General features: G+C 72.7%; 19 protein-coding genes. 3 read left to right on the top strand and 16 right to left on the bottom strand.

What is annotated here, in order from left to right:
• The first annotated feature begins 31 nt into the window (after positions 1–31).
• Positions 32–1,012 (top strand): helix-turn-helix domain-containing protein, encoded by a 981-nt coding sequence (locus AB0G17_RS13665; RefSeq protein ID WP_361380517.1) that lies wholly within the window; start codon positions 32–34, stop codon positions 1,010–1,012.
• On the opposite strand, the gene AB0G17_RS13660 is transcribed toward AB0G17_RS13665, so the two are convergent.
• The 11 genes from AB0G17_RS13660 to AB0G17_RS13610 form a co-directional block, all read right to left on the bottom strand.
• Entirely contained in the window at positions 1,002–1,763 is a 762-nt protein-coding gene (locus AB0G17_RS13660) for a sirohydrochlorin chelatase (protein ID WP_361380514.1), read from the bottom strand. The genes AB0G17_RS13665 and AB0G17_RS13660 overlap by 11 nt on opposite strands.
• 6 nt (positions 1,764–1,769) lie before the next feature.
• Positions 1,770–2,699: an ABC transporter permease gene (locus AB0G17_RS13655; protein WP_361380510.1), complete on the bottom strand. Its 930-nt coding sequence runs from the start codon at positions 2,697–2,699 to the stop codon at positions 1,770–1,772.
• Positions 2,686–3,474 carry an ABC transporter ATP-binding protein gene (locus AB0G17_RS13650; protein WP_361380507.1) on the bottom strand — a complete coding sequence of 263 codons (789 nt, stop codon included), beginning with the start codon at positions 3,472–3,474 and terminating at the stop codon, positions 2,686–2,688. Before AB0G17_RS13650 ends, AB0G17_RS13655 begins: the two co-directional genes overlap by 14 nt.
• Positions 3,475–3,510: 36 nt before the next feature.
• A complete protein-coding gene (locus tag AB0G17_RS13645; RefSeq protein WP_361380504.1) occupies positions 3,511–4,623 on the bottom strand; it encodes an aliphatic sulfonate ABC transporter substrate-binding protein in 1,113 nt (370 codons plus the stop codon).
• A 249-nt stretch (positions 4,624–4,872) separates the two neighbouring features.
• A complete protein-coding gene (locus AB0G17_RS13640) occupies positions 4,873–6,222 on the bottom strand; it encodes a GTP-binding protein (RefSeq protein ID WP_361380501.1) in 1,350 nt (449 codons plus the stop codon).
• Position 6,223: 1 nt separating this feature from the next.
• Positions 6,224–7,162, bottom strand: coding sequence for a sulfate adenylyltransferase subunit CysD (cysD, locus tag AB0G17_RS13635; protein WP_361380498.1), 939 nt, complete (start codon positions 7,160–7,162; stop codon positions 6,224–6,226).
• Positions 7,159–7,728 carry an adenylyl-sulfate kinase gene (gene cysC, locus AB0G17_RS13630; RefSeq protein WP_361380496.1) on the bottom strand — a complete coding sequence of 190 codons (570 nt, stop codon included), beginning with the start codon at positions 7,726–7,728 and terminating at the stop codon, positions 7,159–7,161. The genes cysD and cysC overlap by 4 nt, the downstream gene beginning before the upstream one ends.
• Positions 7,728–8,438: a phosphoadenylyl-sulfate reductase gene (locus AB0G17_RS13625; RefSeq protein ID WP_361380493.1), complete on the bottom strand. Its 711-nt coding sequence runs from the start codon at positions 8,436–8,438 to the stop codon at positions 7,728–7,730. Before AB0G17_RS13625 ends, cysC begins: the two co-directional genes overlap by 1 nt.
• Complete coding sequence (locus AB0G17_RS13620) at positions 8,435–8,617, bottom strand: hypothetical protein (protein ID WP_361380490.1); 183 nt, start codon at positions 8,615–8,617, stop codon at positions 8,435–8,437. The genes AB0G17_RS13625 and AB0G17_RS13620 overlap by 4 nt, the downstream gene beginning before the upstream one ends.
• On the bottom strand, positions 8,614–10,311 hold the full coding sequence (locus tag AB0G17_RS13615; RefSeq protein ID WP_361380487.1) for a nitrite/sulfite reductase: 1,698 nt from the start codon (positions 10,309–10,311) through the stop codon (positions 8,614–8,616). Before AB0G17_RS13615 ends, AB0G17_RS13620 begins: the two co-directional genes overlap by 4 nt.
• Positions 10,312–10,426: 115 nt before the next feature.
• Positions 10,427–10,510, bottom strand: a complete 84-nt coding sequence (locus tag AB0G17_RS13610; protein ID WP_310591794.1) for a putative leader peptide — start codon at positions 10,508–10,510, stop codon at positions 10,427–10,429.
• Between the two features lie 180 nt (positions 10,511–10,690).
• On the opposite strand from AB0G17_RS13610, the gene AB0G17_RS13605 reads away from it, so the two are divergent.
• The gene (locus tag AB0G17_RS13605; RefSeq protein ID WP_361380484.1) at positions 10,691–13,477 is read left to right on the top strand and encodes a hypothetical protein; all 2,787 of its coding nucleotides are present in this window, start codon (positions 10,691–10,693) and stop codon (positions 13,475–13,477) included.
• Positions 13,478–13,485: 8 nt separating this feature from the next.
• Here AB0G17_RS13605 and AB0G17_RS13600 read toward each other — a convergent pair whose 3' ends face one another.
• The 3 genes from AB0G17_RS13600 to AB0G17_RS13590 form a co-directional block, all read right to left on the bottom strand.
• Entirely contained in the window at positions 13,486–14,052 is a 567-nt protein-coding gene (locus tag AB0G17_RS13600; protein ID WP_361380481.1) for a GNAT family N-acetyltransferase, read from the bottom strand.
• 59 nt (positions 14,053–14,111) lie between these two features.
• Positions 14,112–15,365 carry a GAF domain-containing protein gene (locus AB0G17_RS13595; protein ID WP_361380628.1) on the bottom strand — a complete coding sequence of 418 codons (1,254 nt, stop codon included), beginning with the start codon at positions 15,363–15,365 and terminating at the stop codon, positions 14,112–14,114.
• A gap of 493 nt (positions 15,366–15,858) precedes the next feature.
• A complete protein-coding gene (locus AB0G17_RS13590; protein ID WP_361380478.1) occupies positions 15,859–17,493 on the bottom strand; it encodes an acyl-CoA dehydrogenase family protein in 1,635 nt (544 codons plus the stop codon).
• Positions 17,494–17,510: 17 nt separating this feature from the next.
• Between AB0G17_RS13590 and AB0G17_RS13585 the strand changes: the two genes are divergently transcribed.
• On the top strand, positions 17,511–18,680 hold the full coding sequence (locus AB0G17_RS13585; protein WP_361380475.1) for a YihY/virulence factor BrkB family protein: 1,170 nt from the start codon (positions 17,511–17,513) through the stop codon (positions 18,678–18,680).
• Here AB0G17_RS13585 and AB0G17_RS13580 read toward each other — a convergent pair.
• Together AB0G17_RS13580 and AB0G17_RS13575 are read right to left on the bottom strand one after the other, a co-directional pair.
• Positions 18,677–22,543, bottom strand: coding sequence for an SAV_2336 N-terminal domain-related protein (locus AB0G17_RS13580; RefSeq protein ID WP_361380472.1), 3,867 nt, complete (start codon positions 22,541–22,543; stop codon positions 18,677–18,679). The genes AB0G17_RS13585 and AB0G17_RS13580 overlap by 4 nt on opposite strands.
• Positions 22,533–23,579 carry a MoxR family ATPase gene (locus AB0G17_RS13575; RefSeq protein ID WP_361380469.1) on the bottom strand — a complete coding sequence of 349 codons (1,047 nt, stop codon included), beginning with the start codon at positions 23,577–23,579 and terminating at the stop codon, positions 22,533–22,535. The genes AB0G17_RS13580 and AB0G17_RS13575 overlap by 11 nt, the downstream gene beginning before the upstream one ends.
• Between the last annotated feature and the right edge of the window lie 2 nt (positions 23,580–23,581).

Raw genomic sequence — 23,581 nt, 5'->3', positions numbered from 1 at the left:
GCGGGGACCACGGGGGCGGCGGGGGCCGGGTGTGATCGAGTTCAGGTTCGGCGTCGGCGATCTCGCGAGCACGTCGTTCGCGTACTCGCCGTTCCAGGAGGCGGTGTTCTCACTCTGGGGCTGGTGGGACCCGTCGCGCTTTCCCCACCAGCGGCCCTGGCTGCGCCGGTTGCGGCCACTCTACGAGCGCCAGGACACCGAGCTGCTCGCCGGGCTGGTCGCCCCGCACGGTTTCATCCCGGACTTCCTGACGCCCAGGCCGCTCAAGGTGCGGTCCACGTTCGCCGAGCAGCTGGCGCACCTGCGGGCCACGCCGCTGGAGACGATCGGGCCGGACGTGCTGCGCACCTTCGGCTGCGCGGAGCTGCCGCCGGCGCTCCGGGACGGGCTGGTCGACCCGGCCGCCTTCCTGGAGCGGATCGCCGCCGCGCTCGACCGCTACTGGCACGAATGCCTCGCCCCCGACTGGTGGCCGAGGGCCCGCGCGGTCCTGGAGGCCGATCTCGCCCGGCAGTCGAGGGTGCTGGCCGAGCAGGGCGCGGCCGTGCTCTTCCCCGCCCTGGACAAACGGCTCACCTGGCACGGCGACCGGGTGCGGCTCAAGCACCCCACGCCGGACATCTGGCCCGCGGCCGACATCCGGGTCGCGGGCCGGGGCATGGTGCTGATGCCCACGACGTTCGCCCGCGGAGCCATCTCCACCGTCGACCCGGGCCTGCCGCCGGTCCTCAACTACCCGGCGCACGGCCGGGGAACGCTCAGCGAGATGCCGCCGCCGGTCAACGACCGCGCCCTGGTCCGCCTCCTCGGCCCGGCCCGCGCCCGTCTGCTGACCCTGCTCGCGGAACCCGCCACCACCACCGAGCTCGCCCGGCGCCTGGAGATCACCCCGGGCGCGGTGAGCCAGCACCTGTCGGTCCTCTACGACGCGGGGCTGCTGTACCGGTCCCGGCGGGGCCGAAGCGTCCAGTACGCCCGCACCTCGCTCGCCGAGGACCTGCTCAGGCGGTGAGCGCGACCGGTCCCGCCGCCCGTGCCTGCTCGTACCGTACGAGCAGCAGCCGGGCCAGCTCCGGGGCCGCGCCCAGCACCTCGGCCAGCACGTCCGCGTCGTGCGCGCCCCGGACGATCCGGTCGGGCAGGAAGCCGGGGGCGATGACGTACGGGGCGACGGCGACCCGTCGCACATCGGACGCCCGCAACTCCCGTACGGCGTCTTCCGTACGGGGGTAGCCCCCGGGAGACACAGCGGAGGCGAACGCAGGTCGCACGGCGCACCAACCGGTGTGCCGCAGCTCCCGCGCTACGTCTGCGATCCCTGCGATCGCCTCCGGGTCCGTGGAGCCCGCCGAGGCCAGGACGACCCCGGTCGAGTGCTTGTCGGCGGGGGTGAGCCCCGCCTCGTACAGAGCCTCCTGGAGCCGTCGCTCCACCGTCGACAGCAGCAGGGGCGAGGGGCCGAGGACGTCGGCGAGGCGGATGTCCAGCTGCGGCGGCGCCTGGGCGAGCACCGCCGGGATGTCGGCCTTGGCGTGGAAGGCCCGGGTCAGCAACAGTGGCAGCGCCACCACGTCCCGCACTCCTTCGAAGGCGAGGCGCTCCAGGACCCTCGGCACGGCAGGGGCGTTGAAGTCCAGGAAGCCGGTCTCCACGCGCAGCCCGGGTCGCAGCGCGCGCACGCGCCGCACCAGGGCGTGCACGGTCGCCGCGTGCCGCGGATCGCGGCTGCCGTGGGCGATGACGAGGAGGACCGGTCCGTACACCGTGGCTCAGCTCTTCACCAGCAGACCGCGGCTGCGCAGCACATAGCGCTCCAGCGGGCTGAAGATGATCAGGTCGATGGCGATGCCGACGATCAGGATCAGGAAGATGGCGAGGAAGACGCCGGGCATGTCGGAGTTGTTGCGGCCGTTCTCCAGCAACTGGCCGAGCCCCAGCCCCAGATCGGGGGAGGAGGCGATGATCTCGGCGGCCATCAGCGAGCGCCAGGAGAACGCCCAGCCCTGCTTGAGGCCCGCCAGATAGCCGGGCAGGGCGGCGGGCATCACGATGTGCCAGGTGCCGCGCAGCCCGGTGGCGCCCAGGGTGCGGCCCGCGCGCAGGAACAGCGGCGGGACCTGGTCGACGCCGGAGACGAGGCCGTTGGCGATCGAGGGCACCGCGCCCAGCAGGATCACCGCGTACATCATCGAGTTGTTCAGGCCGAGCCAGATCACCGCCGGGGGCACCCAGGCCACCGACGGCAGCGACTGGAGGCCGGACAGGATGGGCCCGATGGCGGCGCGGACGAACTTCACCCGGGCCACGATCAGCCCCAGCGGCGTCCCGATCGCCAGCGCGAGCAGGAAGCCGAGCAGCCCGCGCGAGACGCTGGTCCAGACGATGTCGAGCAGGGTGCCCTGGAGCCACAGCTCCTTCAGGCCCGACCAGACCGAGGACGGCGAGGGCAGCTTGGTGTCGTCGGTGACCTTCGCCCACACCAGGCCCTGCCACACCACCAGGACCAGCGCGATCGCCGACAGCGGCGGCAGGACCTTCTGGACCAGGGTCTCGCGCAGCGGGGTGCGCCCGCTCTGCACCGTCTCCAGCGCGTCGAGGCCGGCCTCCAGACCGGCCAGGTCGTGGGTGTCCTTGTCGGCCTTGACGGTATCGGGCGTCTTGTCGGCCTTGTCGGCCGCTGACGTCTCAGTGCTGGCCATGGCGGCGGATCTCCCCACGCAGTTGTTCGGTGATCTCTACGGAGAGCTCCGCGACGTCGGAGTCCTCGATGCGGCGCGGATGCGGGATGTCCACGGTCCACTGGTGCGCCACCCGGCCCGGCCGGGACGAGAGGAGCACCACGCGCTGGGCGAGGCGGACGGCCTCGCGCACGTTGTGGGTGACGAACAGGACGGACAGGTTCGTCTCGCGCCAGATACGGGTCAGCTCGTCGTGCAGTACGTCACGGGTGATGGCGTCGAGCGCCGCGAACGGCTCGTCCATCAGCAGCAGTTGGCTGTCCTGCGCGATCGCGCGGGCCATCGCCACGCGCTGGCGCATACCGCCGGAGAGCTCGTGCACCCGCTTGCCGTACGCACCGGTCAGCCGCACCAGTGCGAGCAGCTCCTCGGCGCGGTCGCGGCGCTCGGCCTTGGGCACCCCGCGCAGTCGCAGGGCGAGCTCGATGTTCTTGCCCGCGGTCAGCCACGGGAACAGCGCGTGCTCCTGGAACATCAGGGCGGGCCGCCCGCCGGGCGTCACAATCGTCCCGGCGGTCGGCTTGTCCAGCCCCGCCACCAGGTTCAGGAGCGTCGACTTGCCGCACCCGGAGGCTCCCAGGAGGGTGACGAACTCGCCCGGCGCGACGTCGAGGGTGATGTCGTCGAGGACGAGCTGGGGGCCGGCGGGACCGGCGAACGACTTCGAGACGTGCCCGATCCGGGCGGCGTACTCCGTCGTGGCACGCTCCTCGGCCTGAACGACTGCGGTGGCCATGGTCGTCACCTCCTGGGAACTGGTGCGGATACGGGGTTACTTGACGCCGAAGCCGGCGTCGGCGACCTCGGGCTTGCCCAGGGCCTTCAGGACCTTGTTGAGCGGCGCCAGGTCGTAGATGCCTTCCAGGTCGGGCTTCTTCAGCAGGCCCGCCTTGACCGCGTGGTCGGCCTCGATGCCGAGGGTGGCGGCCAGCGGGTCGTCGGTGGTCTTGATCGACTGCCAGGCCGGGTCCAGGACGTTCGCGGGCAGCGCCTTGCCGCTGAGCGACTTCAGGGCGGCGTTCGCGGAGGCCTTGGCCTTGTCCGGGTTGGCCTTGATCCAGTCGTTGGTCTTCACCGAGCCGCGCAGCACCGCCTCGACGACATCCGGGTGCGCCTTGAGGAACTTCTGCGACACGATGATGTTCGTGATCACGAACTCCTTGTCGGCCCACAGGTCGGCCTCGTCGAGGAGGACCTTCGCGCCCTGCGAGACCAGCTTGGACGCGGTCGGCTCCGGCACCCAGGCGCCGTCGATGGAGCCGGACTTGTAGGCGTCCGGGGTGATCTTGTTGTCGGTGCGGACCACGGAGACGTCGCCCTTGCCGCTCTGGGCCTCGACCTTCCAGCCCTTCTCGGAGATCCAGTTGAGGAAGGCCACGTCCTGGGTGTTGCCGAGCTGCGGGGTGGCGATCTTCTTGCCCTTGACGTCGTCCAGGGACTTGATCTTGTCCGGGTTCACCACCAGCTTCACGCCGCCCGACGCGGAGCCGCCGATGATGCGCAGGCTCTGGCCCTTGGACTTGGTGTAGCCGTTGATCGAGGGGGAGGGGCCGATCCAGCCGATGTCGATCGCCCCGGCGTTCAGCGCCTCGATCTCCGAGGGGCCCGCGTTGAAGGTGGAGGTCTTCACCTGGGTGCCGCCCAGCTCCTTCTGGAACAGGCCTTCCTGGACGCCGACCAGCGCGGTGGCGTGGGTGAGGTTCGGGAAGTACCCGATCTTCACGCTGTCGGCCGACAGCTTCTTGGCGTCCGAAGCGACCCCGGCCTTCTGGGCGTCGTCGGACTTGTCCTTCTGTGACCCGTAGCTGCAGGCGGCCAGGGCGAGCAGCGGGAGGGCGGCGGCGGCGACGAGGCCGCGGCGCAGAGCGGTGCGGTTGGCAGGCACGGGAGGTGTTCCTCTCGTTGGCCCGGCGGTCAACTCCCCCTGGGGACGGGGCAGATGGCCGGGAAGTCGGCAGGTCTTCGTCTGTGCGGATGGAGCGGGTGGTGCGGGTCGAGCCGCGGGGCGCGCGAGCGGTGCGCGTACGTCATCACGCACATCGGCCCACTCCGCCCTGCCCGCTGCCGAGGGCGCCGCTGCCGACGCGGCCGCCCTCCTTCGCGAACGTGGAGTAGAAGTCGTGGCTGCTCATGGTCAGAAGTCCCACCCGTCGTAGTCGACGTCGGCCTTGACCGGCTCGGGCGAGGCGAACGACTCGCCGACCATGCCCGCGGTGAGCGTGGTGCCGTCGGCCGGGTCGATCAGGATGAAGGCACCGGTACGGCGGGAGTCGGCGTAGGAGTCGAGCGGCAGCGGCTCGGCGGTACGGATCTTGACCCGGCCGATGTCGTTGGCGACCAGCTGCCCCGGGTGCGGGTGCAGCGACAGGTCGTCGAGGGTGAGGCGGGACGGGATGTCCTTGACGATCGCCTTGACCGTACGGGTGCCGTGCTTGAGCAGCACGCGGTGGCCCACGGCGAGCGGCTGGTCCGCCACGTGGCAGACCGTCGCCTCCACGTCCTGCGTGGTCGCGGGCGCGTCCCCGCTCGGCACGATCAGATCGCCGCGCGAGATGTCGACGTCGTCGTCGAGGAGCAGCGTCACGGACTGCGGGGTCCAGGCCACGTCCACGGACTCGCCCAGCAGGTCGATCCCGGAGATCGTCGAGATGCGGCCCGAGGGCAGCACGGTCACGCTCTCCCCGACGCGGAAGGTGCCCGCGGCGATCTGGCCCGCGTAGCCCCGGTAGTCGGGGTGCTCGGCGGTCTGCGGACGGATCACGTACTGCACGGGCAACCGGGCGTGGCAGCCGGTGAGGTCGTGGCTGACCGGGACCGTCTCCAGGTGCTCCAGGACGGTCGGGCCGCCGTACCAGTCCATGTGGGCGGACGGCTCCACCACGTTGTCACCGGCCAGCGCCGAGATCGGGATCGCGGTGATCTCCGGGACGCCCAGCTCGGCGGCGTACGTGGTGAACTCCTCGGCGATCGCCGCGAAGACCGTCTCCTCGTACCCCACCAGGTCCATCTTGTTGACCGCGAGCACCACGTGCGGCACGCGCAGCAGGGCGGCGACCGCGGCGTGCCGGCGGGTCTGCTCGACCACGCCGTTGCGGGCGTCGACCAGGACCAGGGCGAGGTCGGCGGTGGAGGCGCCGGTCACCATGTTCCGGGTGTACTGCACGTGTCCGGGGGTGTCGGCCAGGATGAACCGGCGCCGGGGGGTGGCGAAGTAGCGGTAGGCGACGTCGATGGTGATGCCCTGCTCGCGCTCGGCCCGCAGGCCGTCGGTGAGCAGCGCGAGGTCCGGGGCGTCCTGGCCGCGCTTGGCGGAGGCCGCCTCGACCGCCTCCAGCTGGTCGGTGAGGACCGACTTGGAGTCGTGCAGGAGCCGGCCCACCAGGGTGGACTTGCCGTCGTCGACGGATCCGGCGGTCGCGAAGCGCAGCAGGGTGGTCGCGGACAGATCCGCGAACTGCACAGCATTGTCAACGTGTGTGGACATTCTAGAAGTACCCCTCGCGCTTGCGGTCTTCCATCGCGGCCTCGGACATCTTGTCGTCGGCGCGCGTCGCGCCCCGCTCGGTGAGCCGGGAGGCGGCGATCTCGGCGATCACGGCGTCCAGCGTCGTCGCTTCGGAGTCGACGGCGCCGGTGCAGGACATGTCGCCGACCGTGCGGTAGCGGACCAGACGCTTCTCGGTGGTCTCGTCCTGCTTGGGGCCGCCCCAGTCGCCCGCGGTGAGCCACATGCCGGCCCGCTTGAACACCTCGCGCTCGTGCGCGAAGTAGATCTGCGGCAGGTCGATCTCCTCGCGGGCGATGTACTGCCACACGTCCAGCTCGGTCCAGTTGGAGAGCGGGAAGACCCGGACGTGCTCGCCCGGCGCGTGCCGGCCGTTGTACAGCTGCCACAGCTCGGGGCGCTGGCGGCGCGGGTCCCACTGCGAGAACTCGTCGCGCAGCGAGAACACCCGCTCCTTGGCCCGGGCCTTCTCCTCGTCGCGCCGCCCGCCGCCGAAGACGGCGTCGAAGCGGTGCTGCTGGATGGCCTCGGTCAGCGGCACGGTCTGCAGCGGATTGCGGGTGCCGTCCGGGCGCTCCTTGAGGACGCCGCGGTCGATGTACTCCTGCACCGAGGCGACGTGCAGCCGCAGCCCGTGCTCGGCGACCACCCGGTCGCGGTACTCCAGGACCTCGGGGAAGTTGTGCCCGGTGTCGACGTGCAGCAGCGTGAAGGGGACCGCCGCGGGGGCGAACGCCTTCAGCGCCAGGTGCAGCATGACGATCGAGTCCTTGCCGCCGGAGAAGAGGATCACCGGCCGCTCGAACTCGCCCGCCACCTCGCGGAAGATGTGCACCGCCTCGGACTCCAGGGCGTCGAGGTGGCTGAGCGCGTACGGGCTGTCGGTGCCCTCGGTCAGGGCGGCGGCGGTCGTCGTCATGCGAGACCCCTCTCGGTGAGCAGTGCGTGCAGGGCCGAGGCCGACTCCGTGACGGACTGGGTGTGCGACTCGATCCGAAGGTCCGGCGCCTGGGGCTCCTCGTACGGGTCGTCGACCCCGGTGAGACCGGAGATCTCGCCCGCCGCCTGCTTGGCGTACAGGCCCTTCACATCGCGTACGGAGCAGACCTCCACCGGGGTGGCGACGTGCACCTCCAGATAGGCGGTGCCCTCGGACTCATGGCGCTTGCGTACCGCGTCGCGGCTGTCGGCGTACGGGGCGATCACCGGCACCAGCGCCTTGACGCCGTTGGAGGCGAGCAGTTCGGCGACGAAGCCGATCCGCTGCACATTGGTGTGCCGGTCCTCGCGGCTGAAGCCGAGCCCGGCCGAGAGGAACTCGCGGATCTCGTCGCCGTCGAGCACCTCGACCCGGTGGCCGTCCGCGCGCAGCCGGCCCGCCAGCTCGTACGCGATGGTGGTTTTGCCCGCGCTGGGCAGCCCGGTGAGCCAGATGGTGGCTCCGGTGGTGGCCCCGCTCACGTGGTTCTCCTGGGTGTTGGTCATCAGCCGTGCAGCCCGCACTCGGTCTTGTTGCGCCCGGCCCAGCGGCCGGCCCGCGCGTCCTCGCCCTCCGCCACGCGGCGGGTGCAGGGCGCGCAGCCGATGGACGGATAGCCGTCCATGAGCAGCAGGTTGGTGATCACGCCGTGCTCCGCCACGTACGCGTCCACGTCCTCCTGCGTCCAGCGGGCGATCGGGGAGACCTTGACCTTCTGCCGCTTCTCGTCCCAGCCGACCACGGGCGTGTCCGCCCGGGTCGGGGACTCGTCGCGGCGCAGGCCGGTCGCCCACGCGGAGTACTCGGCCAAGCCCTCTTCCAGCGGCTTGACCTTGCGCAGCGCACAGCACAGGTCCGGGTCGCGGTCGTGCAGCCTCGGGCCGTACTCGGCGTCCTGCTCGGCCACGGTCTGCCGCGGGGTGAGCGTGATGACGTTGACGTCCATCACCTCGGCCACCGCGTCCCGGGTACCGATGGTCTCGGGGAAGTGGTAGCCGGTGTCGAGGAACACCACGTCCACGCCCTCGCGGACGCGGGACGCGAGATGGGCGACCACCGCGTCCTCCATGGAGGAGGTCACGCAGAACCGCTCGCCGAAGGTGTCCACCGCCCATTGGAGGATCTCCAGGGCGGAGGCGTCCTCCAGGTCGCGGCCGGCCCGCTCGGCCAGAGCCTTCAACTCCACGCTCGTCCGCTGTTCCTGAGTCGTCGTCATATCCGCTGGTCCCCTCCGGTGTCGGCTCGCTGAAGTCCCCGGGACAGCAGCCCGAGGAACTTCAACTGGAAGGCCCGGTTGCACGCCGCGCATTCCCAGGCCCCGTGGCCCTGCTCGTGGGGACGCAGGTCCTCGTCGCCGCAGTAGGGGCAGTGGAAGGGAGCCGCACGCTCGCTCACGACAGCGCCTCCTCGGAGGCACGGGCCGCCCAGGCGGCGAAGCGCTCGCCGGTCTCGCGCTCGGCCTCGAAGCGCTTGAGGACCCGCTCCACGTAGTCCGGCAGCTCGGCCGAGGTGACCTTCAGACCGCGGACCTTGCGACCGAAGCCCGCCTCCAGGCCGAGCGCGCCGCCCAGGTGCACCTGGTAGCCCTCGACCTGCTCGCCCTCGTCGTTCAGGACGAGCTGGCCCTTGAGGCCGATGTCCGCGACCTGGATACGGGCGCAGGCGTTCGGGCAGCCGTTGAGGTTGATGGTGATCGGCTCGTCGAAGTCCGGGATGCGGCGCTCCAGTTCGTCGATGAGCGCCGCGCCGCGCGCCTTGGTCTCGACGATCGCCAGCTTGCAGTACTCGATGCCGGTGCAGGCCATGGTGCCGCGCCGGAACGGCGACGGCTTCGCGGTCAGGTCCAGCGCCTCCAGGGCCTCGACCAGCGGCTCGACCTGCGCCTCCTCGACGTCGAGGACGATCATCTTCTGCTCGACCGTGGTGCGGACCCGGCCCGAGCCGTGGGCCTCCGCGACCTCGGCGATCTTCGTCAGCGTGGCGCCGTCGACGCGGCCGACGCGCGGGGCGAAGCCGACGTAGAAACGGCCGTCCTGCTGGCGGTGCACACCGACGTGGTCGCGCCAGCGCTGAGAGGGCTCGGCGGGCGCGGGGCCGTCGACCAGCTTGCGCTGGAGGTACTCGTCCTCCAGCACCTGGCGGAACTTCTCCGGGCCCCAGTCGGCGACCAGGAACTTCAGCCGGGCGCGGGTGCGCAGGCGCCGGTAGCCGTAGTCGCGGAAGATGCCGATCACGCCCGCCCAGACGTCGGGGACCTCCTCCAGCGGGACCCAGGCGCCGAGCCGGACGCCGAGCTTCGGGTTGGTGGACAGTCCGCCGCCGACCCACAGGTCGAAGCCGGGGCCGTGCTCGGGGTGCTCGACGCCGACGAACGCGACGTCGTTGATCTCGTGCACGACGTCGAGGAGCGGGGAGCCGGAGATCGCCGTCTTGAACTTGCGGGGCAGGTTGGAGAATTCCTTGCTGCCGATGTAGCGCTCGTGGATCTCGTCGATGGCCCAGGTGCCGTCGACGATCTCGTCCTCGGCGATGCCGGCGACCGGCGAGCCGATGACGACGCGCGGGCAGTCGCCACAGGCCTCCGTCGTGGACAGCCCGACGGCCTCCAGCCTGTTCCAGATCTCCGGCACGTCCTCGATGCGGATCCAGTGCAGCTGGATGTTCTGCCGGTCGGTGATGTCGGCGCTGCCGCGCGCGAACTCCTGCGAGATCTCCCCGATCACGCGCAGCTGCTGGGTCGTCAGCCGTCCGCCGTCGATCCGGACCCGCAGCATGAAGTACTTGTCGTCCAGCTCCTCCGGCTCCAGGATCGCGGTCTTGCCGCCGTCGATCCCGGGCTTGCGCTGGGTGTACAGCCCCCACCAGCGCATGCGTCCGCGCAGGTCGTTGGGGTCGATGGAGTCGAATCCGCGCTTGGAGTAAATCGTCTCAATACGTGTCCGCACATTGAGACCGTCGTCGTCCTTCTTGAACTGCTCGTTCCCGTTGAGCGGCGTGAAGTGACCGACGGCCCACTGGCCTTCACCACGGTGGCGCCCCGGCTTGCGGCGGGGTGCGGCGGAGGCGGGCTTGTCTGGGGTGGCGGCCATGGGGATACGTCCTTCGGGACTGCAGGAGGGCGGCTCTGACCTGCACACTCGCGCTGAGGGCGCGGCGGTGCGCAAGTACGGTGAAAGAAGCTGGGGGCGGCGGTGCTGGGGTCTCTCAGCGGGCCGGACAGATGGCGCTGGACATGCGGCCCAGGTCGACGTGTCGTCGACTCACCAAGGCAATTCCAGTTCCGGACATGACGGAAGCGTGTCACGCGCGTCTTGGGGCAGTCCACCACTATCCAAAGTGTGGACAACAATGTCCCGAATAGTGGGACGGTGTGGTGCGGGTCACCTCTGGCGTACGCCGGACGCGGGGCCGGTGCCGCTCCTATTCTGCCTTGTGCCGGGGAGGCGCCAGGGGTGAGGGGGCACGCTCGTGTGGAGTCAGCCGCAGACATGGGGCCCGGCCGTCGCGGCCTTCGCCGCCGGGGTGCTGGTCCTCAAGCTGAAGGACTGGTTCAAGTCGCTCGTCGACAAGGCCGCCGCCCTCCTCTACGACCGGCTCGCGGGCAGCGCCCTGCTCGCCCGCACGGCGCTGCGCCGCTACATCGTCCGCGTCCACGAGCGCCACGAGCGCTTCTCCGTCTCCTTCCGGGTCGACGACCCGCAGGCCATGGACATGGCGTCGGTGTACGTCCCGCTGCGCACCGCGTCCGGCTTCGGAGCGGGCGCGGAGCAGAGCGAGGCGGCGGCGTCGCTGCACGAGGCCCGCCGCGCCGTGGTCCTCGGTGTGCCCGGCGCGGGCAAGACGATGCTCCTGCGACACACCGTCCTCGCCTGGTGCCGTGAGCGCTACCGACCGGACGGGCCGCCGCGCCGCGCCTGGTACGGGCTCCGCCGCCCGCCGAGGGCGGAGCCGGGGGAGCTCGTCGACGTACCCGTACTGCTGAAGCTGCACGAGGTGAACCTGGAGAAGAAGGATCTCCGTGACCACATCGTGAAACACTTCGCGGACCATGACTTCCCGGGCGCCGGGAAGTGGACCGACCGGGCTCTCGCGGAGGGCCGCCTCGCCGTGTACTTCGACGGCCTGGACGAGGTGCCGGCGGCCCGGCGCAAGGAGGTCGCGGACGCCATCCGCCAGTTCATGCGGACGTACGCCAAGTGCCGGGCGGTGATCACCTGCCGGATCGCCGTCTACCGGGGCGAGTTCAACGAGGACGTCGACCGCACCCTGCGGGTCCAAGAGTTCGACGAGCGCCTGGTGCGCCGCTTCCTGCACGGCTGGCCCTGGCCCCAGCACCTGCCGCCCGACACGGTCGAGCAACTGCTGGGCGCCCTGCGCGACACCCCGCAGCTGATGCCGCTGGCCCGCAACCCCCTGCTCCTGACGATGATCGCGTACCTGTACAGCCATGTGTACGCGGGCACCGACCAGGCGCTCCCGCACACCCGCGCCGACTTCTACAAGCAGGTCACCGACAGCATGCTCGGCGACCGCCAGCGGGACGCGCGCTTCTCGCACCCCGTGAAGAAAGCGGTCCTGCAGCACCTGGCCCTGGCCGCACAGGACATCCCTTCGGACGTCCACGACCGCCTGGCGCTGCCGGAGCGGGAGGTGCTGCGGCACCTACGGGCCGCGCTGGCCGAGCAGGGCCGCCCGGAGGACCGGGCCCAGGAGGTCCTGGAGGAGATCGTCGAGCGCAGCGGGCTGCTGCTGGCCGTGGACAGCGGGGAGCGCTACCAGTTCGCGCACCTCACGCTCCAGGAGTACCTGGCTGCCACGCGCCTGGCGGCCGACCCGGCCCGGCTGCTCGCGGGCTACCACCGCGACCCGGCGGCGTGGCGCGAGACGGTACGCCTGTGGTGCGGCGCGGAGCCGCGCGACTGTACGCAGGTCGTACGGGCGGTCCTGGCACGCGACCCGGTGCTCGCTTTCCAGTGCCTGGCGGACGCGCAAGTGGTGGACGAGGCGCTGGCCGACGAGATCGTGTCCATGTTCCGGGACCGCCTGGGCCGCGAGACGGGCGTGGACCGGCAGGCGGTGATCGGGGCGTTCGGGGTGGTGGCGGGGGACCGGCGGGCGCGGGGCGACGCGGTGTTCGCGATCCTCTCGACGCTCGCGGCCGACGGGCGTGACGTCGAACGCCAGGCAGCGGCCGTGGCCGCGCTCGCCGCGACCAATCTGCCCAGGGCCGCGGAGCGTCTCGCCGAGCTGCTGCCCGCGGTCCCGGCGGCCGCACCGGCTCTCGTGTCCATGGGCGACCTGGCGGTCCCCGCGCTGCGGACGGCCGCCCTGCGGGGGCGGCGGGAGGCGCTGCGGGCGCTGTGGGAGATCCGGACCCCGCGTTCGGCGGTGGCGCTCTCGGCCTTCCTGCTGGACTCGACGGGGGAGGTCGCGTTCTACCTGGGGGACCTGCTGCGGGACCGGGGGATCGAGGAGGCGCTGGGACAGACGCCGCAGCGGGTGCGCGAGCCCGACTACATGTGGGTCTGGCAGCCGTTCGCGCTCGGGCCGGAGGATCCCCTCGTCCGGCGGGTGAGCATGATCGCGGTGGCGATCCTCCGTGACGGGGCGGAGCCGCCGCCCGGGGTGGAGGTGGATCCGCGCATCGTGGTGGCGCTGAGCCTGGTGCACCGGGAAGCCCCGCCCGGCAGCGCGCTGTGGGAGGCGGCCAGCTGGGCCGCACGCATGCGGATGTACCAGCTGATTCCGCCCGCGATCGCGCCGGACGTCGCCAGGTTGCTCTTCGACCGGTCCAACTCCGTCGCCGCCTGGGAACGGGTCAACGACCCCGTCGAGCAGCCCGATTACTACTACGCCGACAGCTGGCACCACGCGCTCCAGCTCGCCCTCGCCGCGGTGGTCTCCCTGTGTGCCCTCGGGCGGCTGGTCGAGGCGGTCGTCGGCAGGCAGCCGTGGGGGCCCCTGTGGCTCGACTGGGCGGCCCTGTTCGTCATCGTCGGCGGGTGGGGTCTGTTCCTCGCGGACGAGCTCATGGGGTTTGCCGTGCTGCCCGTCGCGTGCTTCTTCGCCGTCGTCGCCTGGCGCGACTGGCTCGGAGCCGGCCCGGCCGTCGCGGTCGCCCCGGCCGTCCTGGGAACCTGCGCCGCACTCGCGCTGCGGGGGTACGTGCTCACCGCCCGGGCCGAAGCCGCGCGCGCCCCCCTGCGCCGCTTCGTCCGCGAGCACCTGAACCGCTGGGAGCCCAGCGGCACCTGAACCAGGCCCTAGTACGCCCCGGGCCACGGCCCCGGCGCCTCCACCTCCGCCTCCTGCGTCACCTTCGTGTCGAAGAGCCGGAACCCGCGCCGCAGGTAGTTGTCCATCGCGTGCTCCCCGTCCAGCGAGCACGTGTGCAGCCACACCCGCTTCGTCGTCGGGCGGTCCGGCCAGCGGTCGGCCAGGTCCCAGGCGCGGGCGATGCCGTACGACAGGAGGCGGCCGCCGATGCGGCGGCCCCGGAACGCCGGGACCAGGCCGAAGTAGACGATCTCCACCGCGCCCTCGTCCTGCGCGTCGAGCTCGACGTACCCGGCCGGGGTGCCGTTCTCGTACGCCACCCACGTCTCCACGCCCGGCTTGGCCAGGAACTCCTGCCACTGCGCGTACGACCACGACAGACGGTCGATCCAGCGGATGTCGCCGCCCACCGCCGTATAGAGGAAGCGGCTGAACTCGGGCGAGGGCACCGCCGCGCGGACGATCCGGATGTCGCCCGTGGGCTCGGCGGCGGGGCGCAGGTCCGCCGGGGACGTCTGCTCCAGGGACCAGGTGGTGACTTCGGCGAGGTTCATGCAGGTCACAGAATCATGGAGTGGGCCCCGGACCCAAGCCGGGGCCGGAACGCCGCCGCTCAGTGCGGATGCGGGCGCGCCCCGCGCACCGCCGGGGCCGTCGAGTGGGGGAGCAGGTCCGCCGGGCGGTCCGGCCGGATCACCTCGACCTCCACGTCCTCCGCGAACCGGTACGGCCGGTGGTCCAGCACCTCGGCGAGGTGGCGCCGCAGCCGGGACATCTCCGCCCGTACCGTCACCGTACGCGTCGGGTCCTCGAAGATGTCGTGGGCCAGCTGCGCGGCCGTGCGCCCGGCGCGGTGCAGGGCCAGGACGTAGAGGAGCTCGGCGTGGCGCGGGCTGAGCTCCTGCGCCCAGCTGCCCGCGTCCCCCGCGACCGTCACCGACGAGCGGCGCGGGCGGCTCAGGTCCAGCACCACCCGCGTCGGTCTCGCGGCCGCGTCCCGGCCCCCGTCGCCCACCACCTGCACCAGCCAGCCGCCCGGCAGCGGCTCGACCGCGCACATGCCGAGCGAGGGCAGCCAGACGCGGCCCGCCCGGAACGACTTGGGCAGCGGCAGCCGGTCCACCGGCGGCATGCCGGTCACCGCCGCCGTCCAGCCGTTGGTGTCCACCGCGAGCGCCCGGCCGCCGACCCGGCACAGCACGGGAGCCGCCACCGTCCGCAGCCGCTCCACGGCGGCGAGATGGCGGGTGCGCAGCTCGGCCTCGGCCAGGCGCGAGACGGACGTGACGAACGAAAGGGTCGCCGGGTGCATCGTCGACAGCGGACCGCTCACGTCCACCACGCCGAGCAGCCGCCCGTCGCGCGGGTCCACGATCGGCGCGCCCGCACACGTCCAGGCGTGGTGGGTGGAGACGAAGTGCTCGGCGGAGTACACCTGCATCGGGCGGCCGGTGATCAGCGGGGTGCCCACCCCGTTGGTCCCCACCGCGCCCTCGCTCCAGTCGGCCCCGACCGCGAACCCCAGCGCGTCGGCCTTTCTGAGGACGGAGGCGTGGCCCTCGCGCCACAGCAGCTTTCCGTCGGCGTCGGAGACGACCATGATGTGCTGCGCGGCGTCCGCGACCGACACCAGCGCCTCCCGCAGCACCGGCAGCACCTCCCTGAGCGGCGAGGACTGGCGGCGCCGCTCCACCTCCTCCAGCGGCAGCAGCCGGACGTGGCCGGCGCCGTCCGGGTCCACGCCGTGGCCGAGCACCCGGCGCCAGGACGCGTCGATCTCCGCGCGCGGCGAGACTCTGGAGGGCAGTCCGGCGAGGGCGGCCGCCCGCATGTCCTTCAGCAGCCGAGTGGCTTCCCGCACGTCCATCGCGCCCAGCCGGGCCGGGTCGAGGGTGGTGGTGTCCTGCACTGGGTCCTCCTGTCGGCACCGGCGTTCCGAGGGGGAGTTGAACGCGGGCGCCACTGATTCATCGTGCCCGCCCGGGCGTTCGCGCGCGGGCGATATGCCGCACATGGCTGCAACCCTTTGCAACTCTCGCGAACGGACGTGCGTGTGTACGAAGGTGGTGGAACACCGGACGTCCGGTCGTCATGGCCCGCGAGGGCGCATGGGAGTGCGGGGGTGGTGCCGTGTCGGCGCAGCACCACCCCCGACGCACGTTCCGGTCAGGACGCCCGGGCCGCTGAAGGCCCGGGCGCCCGCCGCACCTTCTCGCCACCGGGCGCCCGCCGCACCTTCTCGCCACCGCGCGCCCGCCGCTCCTACTCGCCACCGCGCGCCCGCCGCTCCTACTCGCCACCGGGCGCCCGCCTCCTCGCGCCGGCGGCCAGGCGGCCTTCTCGCCCCGACGGCCGGACCGTCAGACCTCCGCCCGCGCCCGCTCCACGACCGCGCCCAGATCGAGCGTGTGCGGCAGCGTCCCGAAGGCCGTACCCCAGTCGCCGCCGAGGCGGGACGCGCAGAACGCGTCCGCGACCTCCGGCGGCGCCCAGCGCACAAGGAGCGCCCCCTGGAGCACCAGCGCCATCCGCTCCACCAGTCGCCGCGCCCGCGCCTCGACGCCGTCCAGGTCCGCCAGCTCCGTCAGCAGGTCCTTGATCGCCCCGTCCAGGCGGTGGTCCGCGCCGCGCGCCTGGCCGACCTCCTGCAGGTAGGCGTCCAGGGCGTGCGGTTCGCGCTGCAGCGCCCGCAGGACGTCCAGCGCCTGGACGTTGCCCGAGCCCTCCCAGATCGAGTTGAGCGGCGACTCGCGCAACAGCCTGGGCAGCCCGGACTCCTCCACGTACCCGTTGCCGCCCAGACATTCCAGGGCCTCGGCGACGAGCGGCGTACAGCGCTTGGTCACCCAGTACTTCGCGGCCGGCACCGCGAGCCGCAGCAGCGCCCGGTCCTGCTCGCTCCCGGAGTCGTTGGCGGCCGCGAGCCGCAGCGCCAGCGTGGTCGCCGCCTCCGACTCCAGAGCCAGGTCCGCCAGCACGTTCCTCATCAGCGGTTTCTCGATCAGCACCCCGCCGAACGCGCTGCGGTACGCGGCGTGGTGGATCGCCTGGGCCACGCCCTGCCGCATCAGCGCCGCCGAACCGACCACGCAGTCCAGCCGGGTCGCCGCCACCATCTCGATGATGGTGCGCACTCCGCGCCCCTCGTCCCCGACCCGGCGCGCCCACGTCTCGTCGAACTCGACCTCGCTGGAGGCGTTGGACCTGTTGCCCAGCTTGTCCTTGAGCCGCTGGATCCGGAACACGTTACGGGTCTCGTCGTCCAGGACCCTGGGCACCAGGAAGCACGTCAGCCCGCCCGGCGCCTGCGCGAGCACCAGGAACCCGTCGCACATCGGCGCCGAGCAGAACCACTTGTGCCCGGTCAGCAGATACTCACCGCCATCCCCGAGCGGCCGGGCCTGCGTGGTGTTGGCCCGGACGTCGCTGCCGCCCTGCTTCTCCGTCATGCCCATCCCGAGGAGCACCCCGGCCTTCTGCGCGGCCGGCCGCAGCCCCTCCTCGTACACATGGGAGGTGAGCTTGGGCTCCCACTCGGCGGCCAGCGCCGGATCGGCCCGGAGCGCGGGCACGGCCGCGTGGGTCATCGACAGCGGGCACCCGTGGCCCGCCTCGGCCTGCGTCCACACCAGGAACCCGGCGGCGCGCCGCACATGCCCGCCGGGCCGCCCCCAGGCGTCGGTGAGCCCCGCCCCGACGGCGTGGCCCAGCAGCCGGTGCCAGCTCGGGTGGAAGTCGACCTCGTCGATGCGGTTGCCGTACCGGTCGTGGGTGCGGAGCTTGGGCGGGTTCTCGTTCGCCAGGACGCCCCACTCCTGGGCCTGGGTGGAACCCGCGGTGCGCCCGAGCGTGCTGAGCTCGTCCCGCGCCTCCTCGACGAGGCCGGGTGCCAGATGCCGTGCCACCCCCTCGGCGAGAGCGCGGTCGGACAGGAAGACGTCGTATCCCACCAGGGGCGGAGCCTGGTTGGTCACTGTGTGGGTGGTGGCTGCCATGCCGATACGGTAAGGAGGTGCAGCCAGCAAATGAAACACCCGAGCGGCCATCGGGCCGACTCCACCGGGCCCCGAGCCGACTCCACCGGGCCCGCGTCCTCTACCGCAACGTATCGAAGCGGAAGATGGCCTGGCTGCTCCTGAAGGACACCGTCAACTCGTGCATCGAGTACCGCATCCTCGGGCTCGCGGCCGAGGCGGCCTTCTTCACCCTGCTCTCACTGCCTCCGCTGCTGCTCAGCCTGATCGCGCTGCTCGGCTACGTCGACGGCTGGACCAACACGGACACCGTCGCCAGCATCAACAAGAACATCCTCACGGCCGCCCAGTCGGTCCTCTCCGACCGGGGCGTCCACGATTTCGCCGAGCCGCTCCTGGCCGACGTCACCAAGGGGAAACGGCCGGAAATCGTCTCCCTCGGCTTCGCCTTCGCCCTCTGGTCGGGCTCCCGGGCCGTCAACGTCTTCATCGACACCATCACCGTGATGTACGGGCTCGACGGCCACCGGGGCATCGTGCGCACCCGGATGCTCTCGCTGCTGCTCTACATCGTGGCCCTGCTGATCGGCGCGGTGGTGCTGCCGCTCGCGGTGGTCGGGCCGGACCGGGTGGTCGAGCTGATCCCGTGGGGGACGGATGTGATCAGCGTTCTGTACTGGCCGGTGATGATCCTCCTTTCGGTGGCATTTCTGACCACCCTCTTCCACGTCTCGGTACCGGTCCGCTCGCCCTGGATCGAGGACGTGCCGGGCGCGCTGGTCGCTCTGGCGATGTGGGTGCTCGGCTCGTTCCTGCTGCGGATCTACCTCACCAACACGGTCGAGGGCCCCACCATCTACGGCTCGCTGGCCGCGCCCGTCGCCGTGCTGCTGTGGATCGGCGTGTCGGCCTTCGCGGTCCTGGTGGGCGCGGCGGTGAACGCGGCGATCGACCGGGTGTGGCCGTCGGTCGCCACGGCCGCCGCCCGCGCCGCCAACGAGCGGGTCAAGGCTGCCCAGGCCGCCGAGGTCGTGGCCCGCGCCGCCCAGGCCCGGGCCGCCTACCAGGGCGACCCGGACGACTTCGACCCCGCCGACCTCGGAATGCCGTCGGAGTACCCGGAGCGGTGGTCGCGGTTCCTGCCGCCGGACGATGTGAGGTCCCGGCTGCACGGGACGCGGGACCCGCACGGCAAGGACCGGCCCTAGCCCTCTGTGAGGGCATCGGTGATCGCCCCGAGCGAGGTGGTGACGAGCGTGGCCCCCGCCGCCCGCAGGTCCGCCGCCGAGGCCGCGCCGTCCGCGAGCCCGACGTACGCGACGCCGAGCCGGGCGGCGATGGCGGCGGCGCCGGGCATCCGCCCGACCACCAGCGCGTCGGCGATGCTGCCCACGGCCTGGAGGATCGCGTCCTCGCCCATCCGGGTCCGCGTCCGGACGTCCACGGGCAGGTCGCCGAGGGCCTGCCGCACCGCGTTCTCGGCCCCGCCGGCGACCACGACGACCCGCCGCCCGGAGTCCGTGAGCGCCCGGATCGCCTCCAGGGCGTGCGGGCGGGAGAGCGTGCCGTCGTGGTCGACGAGGACGGTGCGGACGGGGGTGAGGAGGGTGCGGAGGGGGGTGAGGGCGGGGTGGAGGGTGACGTGGGCGAGGAGGTCGGCGCCGCCCTCTCCGAGAGTCACCCGCTTGCTCAGCCGCGCGTCCACCCGGACCTGCGCCAGGTCGATCTGGGCGAGCCCGTGGTCGCGCACCAGGGGGGCGAGCATACTGCTGAGCTGCTGCCGAACCTCCTGCACCCGGGGGGCGCCGTCGACGTCCGCCCGCCAGATGGCCAGCGCCTCGGCGGTGAAGGCGAGGCCGTCGACCGTACTGGGGAGCGGGAAGCGCAACTCGACGCTATTGGTGAACTCCGCCGCTGTGACCCGGCGAAACCAGATGGCGGATCCGGCATCTCCGTAGCGCTCGTACCCCTCGGCGTCTTCGGCGTCGAGCAGCCCGTACACGGTGTCCTGCACACAGACGCCCAGCATGTCGGTGCCGGATTCCGGTGTCGGCGGCGCCAGGGCGAGCAGTGACCTCGCCAGGGCGTGCTCGCCGTCCGTCTGCACCAGCAGGCGCAGCTGTACGGAGTCCAGCCACTCGTGCGGCACGTTCCGGACCAAGGCCCCGGGCAGCTCTTCCACAGCCCGCCGCAGCACGCCGGACGGCGTGTCGTCGAGGCGGGCCAGTAGGAGGACGCTCGTGCCGTCGTACCTGACCTCCGGCCGGACGCCGAACACCCGCTCCACGGCGGCCACCAGGGGGTCCGGGACCAGATGGCCGACGCGGTCCGGGGCCACCTCAAGGACCACGGCGGGCTGCGACAGCCCTGCCCTTCGGAGCGCGTCCCGCCGCTCCGTCACCGTCCGCAGCAGCTCCGCCAGCTCCCCCCGGTGCCGCGCCGCCCACTGGCCCGGCATCCCCTCCAGCGGCTCGCCGGCCCACAGCCCGAGCGCGGTCTCGTACCGCTCCAGGGCGAGGTCGCGGTCGCCGGAGGACTCAGCCGTCTCCGCCTGGAAGACGAGCTGTTCGGCGCTGAGGAGGTCGACGTCGGCGCCCTTGAGGGTCAGCCGGTAGGTCTCGTCGGCCGTGCCCTCGACTGGGTGGCCCATGCGCATGAGGCGAGCCGCGACCTCGTGGACGTCGTGCCGCCACTCCGGTTCCCACAGCTCCGTGCCCGTGACCCTCTCGCCGCGCGCGAGCACCAGCGCGCACAGCATGCGCAGCTCGGGGCCGTCGGTCTCGGGAGCCGGGACACCGTTGACCCAGGCCTCGGGCGGGCCGAGCAGGCGGTAGACGCGCCGGGGCCCCACGGGGGCGCCACGCAGTTCGGCGGCGGCCCCGTGGCGGTCTGCGGGCGACGACTCGAACAGTCTCAGAAGCGCGTCGCAGAACTCCTGAGGCAGGTCCGGTCGCCGTGCCGCGAGTGCCGTGGAGGTCAGCTGGCGCGGGCCGCTGGCCAGCGCGTACAGAACCACACCGACCCCGAGGAGGTCGTCTTGCGGGCTTACCGGACCGGGGCGGATCCCGGGAGCGCGCAGGAGAGCACCCCGGTCGCGGGACAGCAGCACGCTGTCCGCCGTCAGGTCGCCGTGGGCCACTCCCGCTTCGTGGAGCGCGCCCACGCCGGAGAGCAACTCCCGCGCTGTCTGTGCGAGAGCGTCGGCCGGAAGACCCGACGGATACTCCGCCAGCACGGACGCGAGGCTGGGTGTGCGCACCAGCTCGGAGACCAGGCACAGCGCGCCCTCGACCGCGAACGGTGGGAAGTTCAGCACCAGCTGGGGGTGGCGGACGCGGGCAATGCGCCGGGCCTCGTCGAGGAAGGACATCACCGTCGACGGCGCGTGGCGGAACAGCGTCACCAATACCGAGGCTCCCGACGACAGGTCCTCGGCCTCCCACCGCTCACCGGAGGCGGAGAACTCCCGCTGCTTCAACCGGTACCGCCCCGCCAGCACCCGCCCCGCACCTTCATCCTCCGGCCCCCGAAGCATCCGCACGCTCTCCCGGCTGACCAGCGCGAACGGATCCCCCGGGACCGCCCCCACCGGCCCGCCCCGCGCCGCCACCAGCGCGCGGAACTCGCCGGGGACCGCGCCCGCCAGCGCCTCGATGCGGGCGTTCACCCGGCTCAGCAGGCCGCTCGTGCGGACGTGGGCGGTGTGCGGCAGGGTGCCGAGCAGCACCTCGCGCACCCCGGGCCGGAAGTCGTACGCGCCCGGCGGGCCCGGCACCGCCGTGAGCATGCCGCTCAGGACCACCTCCGCCAGGTGCTGCGGCCGTGGGTGCGGCTCCACGGCGGCGTGCACGAGCCGCATCACCGGCAGGTGCGCGCAGCCGACCGCCAGATGCGCCGCGAGCCGGAACGCGGCCGGGGACGCCACCGACCGGAACCGCAGCACGAGTTCGTCGGCGGGCAGGTCGAGGACCGGCGCCGCCGCCTCCCCGCACGGCGGCCGCACCCCAAGGACCGCCGCCGCGCCCGGCACCTGCGCACCGCCGCGCGCCCCCACCAGCTCCGCCCAGTTCCGCAGCCAGCGCGCCGACGGCTCCAGGACCGGCACTGGGATGCCGCCCGGTACGTTCGCGGCCGCGTCGCGCTCGTACGGGAGGAACGTCAGCGACGTCCCCGCCGCGCCCGGGCCCGGCGCGCTCAGCAGCCCGGCGGCGGGCGCGAACGCCGTGTACTGCCACAGCCGTTCCGGCAGCGGCTGGACCACGGCGACCGGCAGGGTGCGGGCCCAGCCGCGCAGCGTGCGGTACCAGCGGCGCCCGGCGGGGCCGTCCCGCCACTGCGGGCCCATGCAGTCGCTGAGCACGAGCACGGCCGTACGGCTGGTCGCGGCCGGGCGGGCCGGGAGCGAGCCGTCGGCGGCCAGCGGCAGCACCTCCACCGTGCGGAACGCGCCCGTCTGGGCCAGCGCCCGGTGCAGATCGCGCAGCAGCGGCCGCCACATCGCCATGGTCGGGCCCGCGTCGAAGACGATCCGCAGATGCAGCCAGCGCTCCGGGCGCGGGCGCAGCACCGGGAACCACCACTCGGGGCGGGCGCCGGCCAGCGCGCCCCGGTGGGCGGTCGCGCTCTCGTCGAACTCCCGCTCGTACGCCGAGGGCACCCGCCGCTTCAGCGGGCGTACGGCCCGCTGGAGCGCCAGGGGATGCGTGAGCATCGCGGGCGCGGGGGCCAGCAGGGGCGCGTGTTCGCCGCCGCGCTCCGGCGCGGGCGCGGGGCCGCCCGGCGGCGGGGTGCGCAGGGGTACGCGGTCGGACGCGTGCGACCGCTCGGCGGGGGCCGCCTCGGAGGGTCCCTCGGGTTCGTGGGCCTCCCGCTCCCGTATGTCGTCGGGGAGCGGGGGCAGCGGCAGCCGCGCGTCCGCGCCGCTGCGGATCACCGGTTCCTGACGCATGTGCCCCGCCAGCCACAGCGCCTCGGCGATCTCCCGTCCGGTCGGCGCACGGCCGCCGGCCGCGGCGAGCACATACCGCAGCCTCTCCGCGAGATCCCGTTCCCCGGCGGGCTCAGAACTCATCGGGCCGCAGGCCCTCCGGTTCCAGCGCCTGGCTCAGATACGGCATCAGATGCTCCGCCAACTGCTCGCGCGAGGCGCCCTGGAGCCCCGAAGTACGGGTCAGATAGACCGCGTTGAGGAGCTGGTCGGTCGCCAGCTCGCCGCCGGACGCGCGGTGCAGGAACCGGTCGACCAGCTCCAGCGCGTCCGCGTCCAGCTCGCCCAGGTGCGCCTCCACGATCGCCTTGAGCTGCCGTTGGTCCGGCTGTCTGAGCTCCAGCGTCACACAGCGGCGCAGGAACGCGGGCGGGAACTCGCGCTCGCCGTTGCTGGTGAGGACGACGAACGGGAAGGCGTTGCACCGGACGCGGCCCCGGTGCACCAGCACCCGGTCGTCCGCGCCCGCCACCATGATGTGGGCCTCGGGGGCGCGGTGTGCCGTCCGCACCAGCTCCGGAATCTCGAACTGGCCCTCCTCCAGGACGTTGAGCAGGTCGTTCGGCAGGTCCAGGTCGCCCTTGTCGATCTCGTCGATCAGCAGGACGCGCGGTCGCTGGTGGGGGAGGAGCGCGGTGCCGAGGGGGCCGAGCCGCAGATGGTCGGCGATGTCGTTGGCGGCGTCCTGGGACCGGGGCAGGGCCACGGCCGTGCCGTGCTCCTCCCGCGCCGCGTACAGCCGCGACAGCGGATCGTACTGGTACAGCCCGTCGTCCAGCGTGCTGCGGCTCGTCACGTTCCAGCGCAGCACAGGCCCCAGCATCAGCTCGCGCGCCACCGCGTAAGGAAGGCTCGACTTGCCGCTGCCGGGCGGGCCGGTGACCAGCAGCGGACGCCTCAAGTACAGCGCGGCGTTGACCAGTTCGACGCTCTGCTCGGTGACCACGTACGTCAGCGCGCGGTGCGTGCGGTCCGGTGAGGAGGCCGCGTCGTCGGGGTCCTCGGACGGCGGCGGCAGCAGCGGCTTGCCGTTGAAGGCGCGCCAGGGCGGCGGCGGGGGGAGCTGGGTGATGCCGTCGTGCGGCTGGCCGCCGCCGGTGTACACGGGCCACAGGGACATGC

It is taken from the genome of Streptomyces sp. NPDC023838 (assembly GCF_040639555.1).
Lineage (GTDB): Bacteria > Actinomycetota > Actinomycetes > Streptomycetales > Streptomycetaceae > Streptomyces.
This window is presented reverse-complemented; position numbering and strand designations above follow the sequence as displayed.

Bases quoted from the DNA above. Each gene is read 5' to 3' on its own strand.
- AB0G17_RS13600 (WP_361380481.1), bottom strand. From the start codon at position 14,052: ATGAACCTCGCCGAAGTCACCACCTGGTCCCTGGAGCAGACGTCCCCG.
- AB0G17_RS13575 (WP_361380469.1), bottom strand. From the start codon at position 23,579: ATGTCCCTGTGGCCCGTGTACACCGGCGGCGGCCAGCCGCACGACGGC.
- cysD (WP_361380498.1), bottom strand. From the start codon at position 7,162: ATGACGACGACCGCCGCCGCCCTGACCGAGGGCACCGACAGCCCGTAC.
- AB0G17_RS13655 (WP_361380510.1), bottom strand. From the start codon at position 2,699: ATGGCCAGCACTGAGACGTCAGCGGCCGACAAGGCCGACAAGACGCCC.
- cysC (WP_361380496.1), bottom strand. From the start codon at position 7,728: ATGACCAACACCCAGGAGAACCACGTGAGCGGGGCCACCACCGGAGCC.
- AB0G17_RS13625 (WP_361380493.1), bottom strand. From the start codon at position 8,438: ATGACGACGACTCAGGAACAGCGGACGAGCGTGGAGTTGAAGGCTCTG.
- AB0G17_RS13595 (WP_361380628.1), bottom strand. From the start codon at position 15,365: ATGGACGTGCGGGAAGCCACTCGGCTGCTGAAGGACATGCGGGCGGCC.
- AB0G17_RS13590 (WP_361380478.1), bottom strand. From the start codon at position 17,493: ATGGCAGCCACCACCCACACAGTGACCAACCAGGCTCCGCCCCTGGTG.
- AB0G17_RS13650 (WP_361380507.1), bottom strand. From the start codon at position 3,474: ATGGCCACCGCAGTCGTTCAGGCCGAGGAGCGTGCCACGACGGAGTAC.
- AB0G17_RS13580 (WP_361380472.1), bottom strand. From the start codon at position 22,543: ATGAGTTCTGAGCCCGCCGGGGAACGGGATCTCGCGGAGAGGCTGCGG.
- AB0G17_RS13640 (WP_361380501.1), bottom strand. From the start codon at position 6,222: ATGTCCACACACGTTGACAATGCTGTGCAGTTCGCGGATCTGTCCGCG.
- AB0G17_RS13610 (WP_310591794.1), bottom strand. From the start codon at position 10,510: ATGTCCGGAACTGGAATTGCCTTGGTGAGTCGACGACACGTCGACCTG.
- AB0G17_RS13615 (WP_361380487.1), bottom strand. From the start codon at position 10,311: ATGGCCGCCACCCCAGACAAGCCCGCCTCCGCCGCACCCCGCCGCAAG.